The organism is Pseudobdellovibrionaceae bacterium (genome assembly GCA_023898385.1).
Lineage (GTDB): Bacteria > Bdellovibrionota > Bdellovibrionia > Bdellovibrionales > UBA1609.
Genome location: CP060220.1, coordinates 23,329 through 36,341 on the forward strand (window position 1 = coordinate 23,329; position 13,013 = coordinate 36,341).

General features: G+C 47.6%; 7 protein-coding genes. 5 read left to right on the top strand and 2 right to left on the bottom strand.

The genetic code is table 11. From position 1 onward, the window contains the following. On the bottom strand, window positions 1-786 hold the full coding sequence (locus tag H6626_00110) for an Mrp/NBP35 family ATP-binding protein (protein ID USN47537.1): 786 nt from the start codon (window positions 784-786) through the stop codon (window positions 1-3). Between the two features lie 57 nt (window positions 787-843). On the opposite strand from H6626_00110, the gene H6626_00115 reads away from it, so the two are divergent. The 5 genes from H6626_00115 (at window position 844) to ftsY (ending at window position 10,659) form a co-directional block, all read left to right on the top strand. Further along, the gene (locus H6626_00115; GenBank protein USN47538.1) at window positions 844-1,239 is read left to right on the top strand and encodes a hypothetical protein; all 396 of its coding nucleotides are present in this window, start codon (window positions 844-846) and stop codon (window positions 1,237-1,239) included. Between the two features lie 190 nt (window positions 1,240-1,429). Further along, complete coding sequence (locus tag H6626_00120; protein ID USN47539.1) at window positions 1,430-2,767, top strand: glycine--tRNA ligase; 1,338 nt, start codon at window positions 1,430-1,432, stop codon at window positions 2,765-2,767. A 39-nt stretch (window positions 2,768-2,806) separates the two neighbouring features. After that, window positions 2,807-5,521 carry a pyruvate, phosphate dikinase gene (locus H6626_00125; GenBank protein USN47540.1) on the top strand — a complete coding sequence of 905 codons (2,715 nt, stop codon included), beginning with the start codon at window positions 2,807-2,809 and terminating at the stop codon, window positions 5,519-5,521. After that, on the top strand, window positions 5,518-9,132 hold the full coding sequence (gene smc / locus H6626_00130) for a chromosome segregation protein SMC (GenBank protein USN47541.1): 3,615 nt from the start codon (window positions 5,518-5,520) through the stop codon (window positions 9,130-9,132). The genes H6626_00125 and smc overlap by 4 nt, the downstream gene beginning before the upstream one ends. Window positions 9,133-9,453: 321 nt before the next feature. Beyond that, a complete protein-coding gene (gene ftsY, locus H6626_00135) occupies window positions 9,454-10,659 on the top strand; it encodes a signal recognition particle-docking protein FtsY (GenBank protein ID USN48906.1) in 1,206 nt (401 codons plus the stop codon). 197 nt (window positions 10,660-10,856) lie between these two features. On the opposite strand, the gene H6626_00140 is transcribed toward ftsY, so the two are convergent. Continuing rightward, window positions 10,857-12,788 (bottom strand): hypothetical protein, encoded by a 1,932-nt coding sequence (locus tag H6626_00140; GenBank protein USN47542.1) that lies wholly within the window; start codon window positions 12,786-12,788, stop codon window positions 10,857-10,859. Window positions 12,789-13,013: the final 225 nt, after the last annotated feature.

Below are 13,013 nucleotides of genomic sequence, written 5' to 3' on the forward strand. Positions count from 1 at the left end.
TTAGGACCTGGAACCCAATACCTGGCGAGCTAGTTTCATGAAAGCCTGGGCCTCTATGCTTTCGGGGTAACTTTCTACCACGGGCATGCCGGCTTCGCCGGTGAGTCCAATGTTGGGGTTAAATGGAATTTGCGCCAACTTCTCAATGCCTTTGCTATCAAGGTATTGATCGAGTTCACCTTTTGGAAACAAGGCTATGGGGTCGCCACCGCCGGGGGGTTGAAAATAGGCCATGTTCTCTACCACGCCGAGATTTTTTACATTTGTTTTTTCAAACATATCGATGGATTTTTTAGCATCGATGAGTGCGATATTTTGCGGTGTGCAGACGGTGACAGCTCCATCCACCGGAACTTTTTGGGCCACAGTGAGAGCGATGTCGCCGGTGCCTGGAGGCAAATCAATGATGAGAATGTCCAAATCCCCCCAGTCCACATCGCGAAAAAACTGGTCCATGGCTTTAAACAGCATGGGTCCCCGCCAAATCACAGCGGAGTCTTCATCTACCAGAAAGCCCATGCTCATCAGCTTCACTCCATGCCTTACCAAAGGCTGGATTTTTTGATTCTCATCCACCACGGGACGTTGATGAAGGGCCCCAAATAGCCGCGGCATGCTAGGACCATAAAGATCAGCATCCAGCAGCCCCACCTTTTGTCCTAATTTTTTTAATCCCAGGGCCAAATTGGCGGCCACAGTGCTTTTGCCCACGCCACCCTTGCCTGAGCCAACGGCAATAATGCGCTTGATACCAGCAATGGGAGTTTGTTGATCAAATGGGTTCATGGCATCTCCTTTAATGGCAAGAGTTGAAAATCAACGCCGCGTCACTATAATTATTAAATGGACCCTAATGTAAAGAATTTTCTGATCGTAAACGGCATCGTGGTGTTGGCGCTGGTGTTCTATTTTCTAAAGCGGCGCAATAACCAACCTACCGTTTTGAAGATGAAAAAATCTGCAGGTTCGAAAGTGGCTGCGGTGTCCCAATCAGTTCCGGAGCCCCAGGAGGCGATTTTGAATGGGGAGAGGCCCAAGGGTCGTGATCTCAATGTGATCTTTGTTTTTAATGGCCATCCCTTTGATGCCTATGAGGCCTTGGGTTTGCCGGCGGGTAGTCCCATGCCCGCAGTGAAGCGGGCCTACGAAGACTCTGTAAAAAAAGTGAATGCGGATTCAAGGGAGTTTATTGATAAAGCCTACGAGTCCATTTGCCGAAAAACGGGCTCCGGTCATTAGAATCCCCTTTTGGGGTGTGGTTTTCGCCCCGCCCTCATCCATAAAATTTTAAAGATTTTCATAGCGTTAGCCGCCCGAGATGGGTGCGATTTGGTTGACTGAAATCGACCGCAAATGGTACCCGAAAAGCTTAAAAGGTTTGATGGCCAAACCAAGTAGAACTTGCCCGCTTTTTATTGAGGAGCCCAACATGCAGGTTAATCGTCTTAAGGACCTCCAAACGCTCGTGTCGCTGGCAAAGCGACGGGGTATTATTTTTCAAAGTAGCGAAATTTACGGAGGGTTAAATTCCTGCTGGGATTATGGCCCTTTAGGATCCCAATTTAAGTATAACGTGAAACAAGCGTGGTGGAAGGCGATGACTCGCCGGCGGGATATTGTAGGCCTTGATGCTGCTATATTGATGCATCCAAAGGTTTGGCATGCCTCGGGCCATGTGGAAGGCTTTACCGATCCGCTTGTGGACTGTCGCAACTGCAAAGCCCGCTTTCGTTTAGATACGGCACCGAAAAAAGACGGGCAAGTGGTGTGCCCCGAGTGTGGTTCTTCAAATATCACAGAAGCCCGTAATTTTAATCTCATGTTTAAAACATTTATGGGGCCGGTGGAAGAAGACGCGGCGGTGGTTTTTTTGCGTCCCGAAACGGCGCAGGGAATTTATGTTAACTTTGAAAATGTGGCCACCAGTGCGAGAAAGAAGATTCCATTTGGGATTGCCCAAATAGGAAAGTCATTCAGAAATGAAATCACTCCGGGCAACTTCATTTTCAGAACTCGTGAATTTGAGCAAATGGAAATGCAGTATTTTGTAAAGCCAGGCGAAGATGAGCAATGGTTTGAAACTTGGAAAGAGACCCGTTGGAACTTCTATTTGCATCTCGGTCTTGATGAGCGAAAATTGCGATTTCATCAGCACGGCGAAGGTGAGTTAGCTCACTATGCGAAAGCGGCATTTGACGTTCACTACGAATTCCCCTTTGGTTGGCAGGAACTCGAAGGCATTCACAATCGCAGTGATTTTGATTTGTCTCAGCATCAGAAATTTAGTGGTAAAAAACTAGAATATTTCGACGACACGACAAAAGAAAAGTATCTGCCCTATGTGATTGAAACGGCCGTGGGTTGTGACCGTCTTTGTTTGGCACTTCTTTGTGATGCTTATCGAGAAGAGGTCACAACAGATGCCAATGGTAAAGAAGACACAAGGGTGGTGTTGGGTTTAAAACCATCGGTGGCCCCAGTGAAAGCCGCCGTCTTACCGCTTTCTAAGAAATCGCCCTTAACTGAGATTTCACAAAAAATATTCGACGACCTAAGCCTCGATTGGGAAATTGACTATGACGATGCTGGCAGTATCGGAAAACGGTATCGACGACAAGACGAGATAGGCACGCCTCTTTGTATCACCGTTGATTTCGATACGTCTGAAGATCAAAAAGTCACTGTACGCCACAGAGACAGCATGGAACAGGACCGCGTGGAGTTGGCGCAACTGAAAACCTATGTGGCCAATAAACTTGCAGAATGATTTTATCGTTTTAATTTTGATTAACCCTGAGGAGGGGGAATGAGCTTGTCAACAGAACCACAAAGCAGCCAGTCAAAGAAGAAAGTTCCCCAACAATCGGTCTACTTTTTCTCTAAAGGAGAGACCGACGGCCACACGGGAATGCGCGATACCCTTGGCGGCAAGGGGGCCAATTTAGCGGAAATGACAAGCCTGGGTTTGCCGGTGCCTCCAGGGTTCACCATTTCCACAGATGTTTGCCAGGCCTTTTATGATAATGACGAGCACCTGCCCGATGAAGTTGTGGCGGCGGTGGAAAAGGCCTTGTCCCGAGTAGAAGGCGTGATGGGCAAACAGTTTGGTTCAGCTGAAAACCCATTGCTGGTGAGTGTTCGCTCTGGTGCGCGGGTGAGCATGCCCGGGATGATGGACACCATTTTAAATCTGGGTCTTAATGATAAAACCGTGCAAGGCTTAGCTCAGGTTTCGGGCAACGAACGTTTTGCTTGGGACTCCTATCGAAGATTTCTGCAAATGTATTCTGATGTGGTTATGGGCATGAATGGTTCGCTCTTAGAAGTGACCCTAGAAGATCTAAAATTTGATAAGGGATACAAGTCAGACACAGAGCTGACTGTCGATGATTTAAAAAAATTAGTGGATCAATTTCGCAGACAAATTCTACAGGATACGGGTAAAGCCTTTCCTGAAAAACCCAAAGATCAATTGTGGGGAGCCATTAAAGCCGTATTTAAAAGTTGGAACACGGCTCGAGCGGTAACATACAGAGAGCTGCACGGTTACCCTCACAATTGGGGAACGGCCGTGAATGTTCAGAGTATGGTCTTTGGAAATATGGGCGACGACTCGGCAACGGGTGTGGCGTTTACAAGAGACCCATCTACTGGCGAAAAAAAATTCTACGGAGAATTTTTGATCAATGCGCAGGGTGAAGATGTGGTGGCAGGAATTCGAACGCCCCAACCAATTACAAAATTAGATGGTGAAGCCTCAGGGCAAGTTTCATTAGAGCAAGCGATGCCTGAAAGTTACAGCCAGCTTGTGGATGTGTACAAAAAACTAGAAACCCATTATCGAGACATGCAAGACATTGAGTTCACCATAGAACAGGGTCGGCTGTGGATGTTGCAGACACGCACGGGTAAACGAACAGCTCGTGCGGCCCTCAAGATTGCCTGTGACATGATTGATGAAAAGCTCATCAACGAAGAAGAAGCACTGCTGCGAATAAATCCGAACAGTCTTGATCAGCTGCTCCATCCCACGCTCGATCCGAACGCCGAAAAAACGCTGTTAGGTAAAGGTCTGCCGGCAAGTCCGGGTGGAGCCACAGGAGAAGTGGTTTTTTCATCAGAGGCTGCTGTTGAGGCTGTGAACAAGGGTAAGAAAGTGATACTTGTTCGCGTTGAAACTTCGCCTGAAGATATTGAGGGTATGGTCAAAGCTCAAGGCGTGCTTACTAGTCGCGGAGGAATGACTTCTCACGCCGCTGTGGTGGCCAGAGGTATGGGCAAGTGTTGTGTGGCTGGCTGTGAGGAAGCCGATGTGGATTATCAAAAAGCCGAGCTGCGCATGCGTGGCTATGTGATCAAGCCCGGAGATATCATCACTCTGGACGGCTCTACCGGAGAAGTGCTGCTCGGAGAAGTGAAGACGGTCGAGCCAAGACTTGATGAATACTTTGAGCGAGTGATGAAGCTTGCAGACAAGTATCGAAATTTGGGTATTCGCACCAACGCGGACACGGCCAAAGACGCCACGGTGGCTCGAGAGTTTGGGGCCGAGGGCATTGGCTTGTGCCGTACTGAGCATATGTTTTTTGCTCCAGAGCGCATCGATGTGGTTCGGCAAATGATTTTGGCTGAAAACAAAGAGCAACGGATATCGGCACTGGAAAAGCTGCTTCCCATGCAACGTGAAGACTTTGTGGCTTTGTTTAAAGCCATGTCGGGATTGCCAGTGACCATTCGACTTTTAGATCCGCCGTTACATGAATTTTTACCCCAAGACGAAAAAGACCTTTTGGATTTAGCCAATCGGTTGGGCATAGATCCTTCATCGCTTCGAACAAAAGTTCGAGCCTTACATGAATTTAATCCCATGTTAGGGCATCGGGGCTGTCGATTGGCGATCACTTATCCCGAAATCTATGAAATGCAAGCCCGTGCGATTGCTGAGGCCGCCGCCGAAATGGTGAACTCGGGTCAGAGTTTGACTCCTGAAATCATGATTCCGCTTGTGGGAATGGCCGGCGAGCTAGAGCAGCTTCGACAACGGGTGGAGCGCACAGTGAGCATGGTAAAAAATGAACGCAACGTGCAATTTGATTATTTAGTGGGCACCATGATTGAGCTCCCGCGAGCGGCCGTGACAGCAGACAAAATTGCTGCATTTGCTGATTTTTTTAGTTTTGGAACAAACGACCTAACGCAGACCACGCTTGGGATTTCCCGTGATGACGCGGGGCGATTTTTGGGCAGCTATGTGAATGAAGGGCTGCTGCCGGCCGATCCATTTGCCAGTTTAGATCAAGAGGGCGTTGGATATTTAGTGCAAAAAGGTGTTGAATTAGGACGTAAAACAAAGCCTGATATTAAGTTAGGAATTTGTGGAGAGCACGGTGGAGATCCAGCGAGCATTGAATTTTTCAATGGAGTGGGTCTCGACTATGTGAGTTGTTCGCCCTATCGAGTGCCTATAGCTCGTTTGGCGGCAGCTCGTGCGGCGATAATTCAACGAAAGGTCGAACATTGAGAATCAAAAAGCTGGAACTTTTTGGTTTTAAGTCGTTTAAGGACCGCACCGTGGTTCATTTTGATGCTGGCATCACTGGTATCGTTGGACCAAACGGATGTGGAAAATCCAATATTGTGGATGCTCTAGTTTGGGTGATGGGCGAAATGTCAGCCAAACACTTGCGGGGCTCATCCATGGAAGACGTTATCTTTGCGGGAGCCGAAGGCTATGCCCCCATGGGTATGGCCGAAGTGTCGCTGACCCTTGAGAATGACGGTGGCCCGTTTCCGGCAAAATATGCCAGACATTCTGAAATCATGGTCACTCGGCGGCTGAACCGCTCGGGCGAGTCAGAGTATCAGATTAATAAAGAACCCGCTCGCCTTCGTGATATTCAAGAAATTTTCATGGATACCGGCGCCGGCTCAAAGGGATTTTCCATTATTGAGCAAGGGGCTATCGGTAAGATCATTACGGCTAAGCCAGAAGAGCGGCGCGTGTTGATTGAAGAAGCTGCTGGAATCACCAAGTTTAAAGTGAGAAAGCGTGAATCACAGCGAAAGCTCACGTCAACAGATCAAAACCTAGTGCGTCTGCAAGATATTATTGGTGAGCAAAAGCGCCAGCTAGACAGTTTGCAAAGGCAAGCGCAGCGGGCGGAACGATATCGAAAAATTAAAGACGAGCTTAAAGAAAAAGAGCTTTGGGTCAGTTCAAAAAAATATCTTTCTCTTCACGCTGAAACGAGCGAGGCTCAAAGTATTTTTACGGAAGCCAAAGAGCAAGAAGCCAGCATGTCGGCTGAAATCAGCCAGATCGAATCAGAGCTTGAGCAATTAAAGCTTAACGTTTCTGAGCGTGAGTCTGAGGTTCAACAGGGGCAGTCAGAAAACCAAGTTGTTCAAGATAAAGTGAAAAATCTTGAAAGCGAAATCCGAGAGTTGCAGTTTGAAATTGAGCAAGCCCGTCGTAACAAAGAAATGACCGGCAACATCCTTGAGCAATATACAGTACGTCGTGAAGCTCTTGAAAAAGACCAAAAAGACTTGAGCGAAAGGCAGCAGGCCGCGGCCAGCAAAGCCGGGCAATTAGAACAAGAGTTTAGTGAGAAGCGTGAACGGTTTGCGGAGGTGCAATCACGTATTCAATCTGCCGATGATGAGTTAACTGAAAAGCGTCGAGAGATGTTGGCCGTGAGTCAAAGTGAATCTCATATGGAGGCAAAGCTTTCAGGCCAAGAAGCTCAATTGGCAGATCTTTCAGAGCGGTATGAACAGTCTCGCGCCATTGAACTCGAGCTTACAGAAAAGAAAACAGAGTTTGAACAGCGGCGTAATAAAATTTTTGGTGAACTCGAAAAAGAGCGACAGCTGCAATTTGACATAGTCCGCGACGTAGAGAATCTCACCGCTAACGTGGAGTCCCTTGGATCACAAGTGACAACTAAGCAAGATGAAGTGGCGCGTTTTAAAGATGAGCTCAATGAAGTGGCGAGCCGTTTGTACGGTCTTGAAAACTTGCGAGACAACTTTGAAGGTTTTCAAGAGGGCGTTAAATCTGTGATGTTGTGGCAGCGACAAAAAATGGAAGCCGTGCAACTGCAAGGCGGACAACCGGTTGTGGAGTATCGGCCCGTCGCAGAGGTTGTGGAAGTTCCCGCTGAATATGAGTTGGCCATGGAAGCCGCCCTCGGAAATCGCCTACAAATGTTACTCAGCTCAGATGCTGACGCGGCAGTATCTGGTGTGGACTATTTAAAAGAACAAAAAAATGGTCGGTCGAGCTTTTTTGCTGGGGCCGAAAGCAATGCGGTGTCATCCTCAGAGACACAACAAAGCGAGCTCAAGGGTGAATCCGGTGTTCAAGCCATGCTCTCTGATGTGGTGCGTGTGCCAGAGGGCCACGAACGACAGGTGGCGCAAATCATTAAAGATATCGTCATTGTTGACTCTATTCGTACGGCACTGGCGTTGCGTCCCAACTATTCGGGAAAAACATTTGTGACCGTTGATGGTGACACACTGTCTGAAGATGGCGTGCTAACGGGTGGGGCGTCAGAGAACGCTGACTCCGGAATGTTAAAACGGCGTCGTGAGATTAAAGAGCTTTCGCAAAAACGAGAAGAGGCGGCCGGAAAGTTATCCTTAGCCCAAGCGTCTTTGCAAAAACTGGAGAAGCAACATAAAGCTTTGGCCGAGCAGCTTGAGACAGCGAAAAAACAAAGCAGTGAAAAAGAAATTCTTATTACAGGATTGAAAAAAGACTTCGAACGGGCTGAGAACGAATTAAATAATGCACAAACTGCATTGAATCGCCAGCAAGAAGAGGTCAGTCGACATGACAGCCAGCTTCAGGTTTTAAATGAAAAGATTGTTGAGCTGCGCGAAACTCTGCTTGAAGTGAAAGAGAAAAAGCAGGGTCTTGAACGGTCTGTGGAGGCGCTGACTGAAGAGTTGCGGCAAATTCGTCAAGGCATAGACGAAAAGCAACAAGAAGTGACACGGCTTCAGGTCGAATCCGCTTCTCGTCGTCAAGAGGCCGAAGGGTTAAGGCACCAGTTGGAGATGGTGACGAAGTCTTTAAATGAGGTCGAGACGCAGTTGGGAGAGATGTCAGAAGAGTCTCAACGCAATACAGAATCGCTGTCGTCAAATCAAATCATCATAGAACGTTCAAAAGTCGATCTTGAAAGCCTTATTCGCCAAGCCAAAGAGCAAGAGAAAAAACTAGCTCAGGCTAAAGATGCTTACGAGCAGGCAGTGGCTCACCTCCGGCGCCGAGAAGAGCAAGTGGGTTCTTCTTTGCGCGGAATCAACGAGTACCGAAGTCGCATGAGTGAAGCTGAGCTCAAGCTAGAGCAGCTGCGCATGAAAGAGCAGTATTTGTTGGATCAAATCAACGAACGATACATGTTGGACCTTCGCGAAGTGGCGCCTCAGTATAAAGATCAAGAGGGCGACATAGCGGCCACAGAAGCTGAGCTGAGTGACTTGCGTGGTAAGTTGAGCCGAATTGGAGAAGTGAATCTCTCAGCCATTGAAGAGTACGATGATCTTGTGCAGCGCTATGAGTTTCTCAGCCAGCAACATAAAGATCTCATGGAGGCCAAGGAGCAATTGCGTAAAGTCATTGATCGAATCAATCGCATTTGTTCTCGGCGGTTCAAAGAGACCTTTGAACAGGTCAATGAGCGGTTTACAAAAGTCTTCCCCGTTCTGTTTGGCGGTGGAGAGGCTCGCCTGATCCTTGTGGAAGATGAGCTCAAAGGGGAGATGGGGATCGATATTGTTTCTCGGCCTCCTGGTAAAAAATTACAGAATGTGAGTCTTTTGTCCGGTGGTGAGAAAGCATTGACCGCTGTGTCCTTGATTTTCGCCATCTTCCTCGTTAAACCGTCGCCATACTGTCTACTGGACGAGGTGGACGCTCCGCTTGATGATGCCAACGTGTTCCGCTTCAATGATTTGGTGAAAGAAATGTCAAAACGAAGCCAAATTATTGTTGTGACCCACAACAAACACACGATGAGAGTGAACAACAAGCTCTTCGGTGTGACCATGCAAGAAAAGGGCGTATCCAAACTTGTCTCAGTCAGTCTAGCTGAAGCTGTAAAAGTAGCTGAAGCGTAACAGGCGTTAAAATAAAAAAAACGTCTCTGTATCCGTAGGTGGGTGCTTGAAAAGTTAAAGGCGCTTTGCCCAATAGGTTTCGTTTTGTCTTTGGTAGATTCGGGTTGTTAACCTGTTTTTGTGAAGACGGAATGATTCAAGGGAAGGTAACTTTCTCATCAAAAGCTTCCTCAGTCGGTATGTGTAAAACCAAGTAGGGCCATCGTACTTAGTTCGAAGCGGTGTGGTGGTTCAAAGATATGGGCTTCGTAAAGAATTGTTGGAACAGTTATGGATGAAAATACTCAAGTTGTCTTATTTGTTGTGATCTTTGTTTTTGGGATGCTAGCCACAGCTGTTTATTACTTTGCTCGATATTATTTTCGCACCCATGATAAGGACCAAGAGGTGGTGCCAAAGCTGCGAGAAGAAGCGCCGGCGCTGCAAAAAGATTTGGTTCGTGAAACCGCCACTTTAGAGTTGGTTAAAGAAGAAAAACACACCGCCGAAGACCGTGTTGAACCCAAAGCACCCATCGCAGAATCTGCTCCCGTAAAGCCCCTAGAAAAACCGCGTGAAGAAAAACCGGCACCCGTAAAAGATCTGCGCTCCGCACTGGCAAATACTCGATCAAGTATGTTCGGTCGATTTAAAGAAGCCCTACTCAATAAGCCCCGGTTGTCAGAGGATGATTTTGAGTACCTAGAAGAGGTTCTTTATACCAGTGATCTGGGGCCGCACACGGTGCAGAGATTGGTAGAAGCCATTGGAAATCGGCTTTCTGCTGAAGATCGCGCGGATCTTGAAAAAGTAAGGCTGGCGCTAAAAAATGAAATGCTGACCATTTTCTCCGAATTAAATGAAGAGCATGCGGGTGATCCTGAATTTAAAGAAATGGACGCCGTCGATAAGTTCATCAAGCAATCAGCGGTTAAGCATAAACCGCTGGTTTGGATGGTGGTGGGAGTTAATGGGGCTGGAAAGACCACTTCAATAGGCAAACTGGCAAGCCGCGCTCAAAGCATTGGGCTAAAAACTTTGGTGGTGGCCGGAGACACTTTTAGAGCCGCCGCTGAAGACCAGTTAAAGATTTGGAGCGAGCGGGCCGGTGCAGATACATTTAGCCCTGAAGGAGTCAAAGACCCCAGCGCGGTGGTGTTTGATGGCTTAGCCATGGCAAAGTCCAAAGACTATGATTTTGTGATTATCGATACGGCGGGGCGGCTGCACACACAGACTAACTTGATGGAAGAACTAAAAAAAATGAAGCGGGTAATGGAAAAAGTCGCAGAGGGTACGCCGCATGAAGTGATGTTGGTTCTTGATGCTAATTCAGGACAAAATGCGATGGTACAAGCCAAAACATTTAGCGAAGCCCTCGACGTCACCGGTGTGGTGCTCACAAAGCTTGACGGTACAGCTAAAGGCGGTGTGGCCGTGGGGTTAGCCTATGAGTTGGGATTGCCCATCCGACTTATTGGAGTGGGCGAGGGCGTAGAAGATCTTCGGCCCTTTCATCACCAAGAGTTTGTAGATTCGATTATCTAAAGGTACCCGGTTCAATTTTGATTTGCAGTGCGTTGACTTTGGTATTCTTAGCCCCGTTGAATTCACACGGCCAGTTCCACATTATCGTTGCCTCACAAATAAAACACTCGTGACCTCATGTCCCTCCACCAACTCGAATAGGCACCCACGATAGATGATCGAGCTTAAATTTAACCGGGTGCCGTGAATAGACCGCGTCATGAGGCGGGGATTGGAATGTTTAGATACTCCCAAATCTCATCAATAAAGAAATCAGCTTTAATTCGTACACTGGACTCATCGTCACTTAGGTCAATACTTTGAATTTGCATTTCGTTGTGAAGGCTGCGACCGGTCAACTCTTGAAGCCCTGTGCCGTCTACATTTCTGATATACACTTGATCGCTGACACCATCGACATTTCGCACAACAAATACAACTCGACCATCGCTTAAGACCACATATCTAAAAACTTCACCTCCATTTAGCACACCCGCACTGAGGTCAATCGCCCCACTGCCATCGGCTTTTGCAAAAAACAGCTGTTCGTTTTGATCAATTTCAACATCTGCAACGTATAGAAAACCCGTGCCGTCGTTCAGCCACATAAACTGCGATACTGATGTATAGGCAAAGTGATTCAAAGATGCCTTTAAAGAGCCTGGCGTGCCATAGTCGGTCACAAACACCTCTTGAGGGCCTGAACCATCCCGAGCCACATAGGCAATCTTACTCCCACCATCTCCAGAATATATAGAAGTCAAGTTAGGGCTGGCTAAATTCGACACCTGCGAAATCGACTCGAATACACCCACAGTAAACGTGTAAGCTTGGAGCCCCACTTTCAGAATCGGATAAGTCTCATGAAACTCTAAATACCCGTTGGCATCTAAGGACGTAGGATTCAGCCGCACCAAACTATTGGCCACACCGACTTGAGCTGTATAAAGGTCTTCGCGATTAATAAGTTCAAAGTCTGATAAAAAAACGACTTGCGATGAATCAGACGTAAAGGAAATATTCTCAATTGAATTTCCGTTGCCGCCACTCATACTCAGGTTCGTAAGGTTATTACCATCGAGGTCAATGGAAAATAGGTCGTAAAAAGAACTATCATCACAAAATATCAAGGTCTGGCTGTTGGGCGTGATCGCAAAATGCCTCTCGTATATTTGCGCAGTGGACGTCGCTAACTCTATGGAGCTGGCGCCTGTCCCTATGGCAGACGAGTAAATTTTGAAAGACCCAGAACTATAGTATTGGTAGACCACCTTTTGGCTGTTGGGTGAAATCTTGAATTCAGAAACACGGCTATTGTTGGACGGAGCCGGGCTCAGCAACACAGGGCCTGTACTTAGATCGGTTGGCTGACTGTAAAGCCGGTTCTCTGATGTGGCGTCGATATCAGCCTCGTAAACGACGTGGGTGCCATCTCCACTTAACTCAATCCTATTGAAAAACACTTCATCCTCATTGGCCAAATGCCCCTCAAGATCTGTAAGTTGTCCTGTTGCCGCGTCTAAGAGGTGCATATTGGAGTCGCTATATGAGGGCCCCAACTTCGCTATGACAAATGATCCATGGGAAATATGACTGAACACATTGATGTAGTCCCAGCTGCCAACCACGGTAGCTTGTCCGGTGCTCTTGTTAACTGTCACCAACTCTTTAGGACCGCTTTGGTCAATATTCATAGCCAATACAATATAGTCATCCAGTTCACCTTCCACAACGCCGCCGCCATACCATTCCGATGGTACCCCACTCCAAGAAGTTGCCGGGTCAGTGAAAACGGTAAGGCTAGCCACTACTCCGCGACTATCTGTGACGAGTATCTCCGAAGTGCCTAGGCGATCACCGGCGATAAACTCCAATGATGATTCATCCACACTCCCTGGTCCCGAAATCACCTGGAAGCTGTACGGCGGCACTCCTCCAACCACATCGAGGTTAAGTCGCTGGCCTGGATGCAGACTGTTTGTCACGGTTGTAAAGATAAGGGCATCACTGCCGGCAACAACTCGCCCATGAAGTCGATTGTCTCCGAGCTGACAAGAAACAAGAGTAATTGTTTGCAGCACCAAAAAGACCAGCAAAAGTCCTCGGTAAGGCGAAATAAAAATGATTGGATCCTTGATCCGAGATGGCATGACTACCTCCATCAGCCAGTACAAGACTCGTATCGGCAGCCTAGTCAAAAGACTTAAGCTAAAAAATGGAGTATATGCGGGCTTCGGCGAACGAATTGTCGGCGAACGAATTGCCTCAAAATGAGAGTTACTAGTTGTTTTAAGGGGTTACCGTCGGCAATTTGGTATTGTTTGTCTCAGTTACCTCAAGCATAGTTAGGCGGGTCGCTTTCACGACACCGCCTA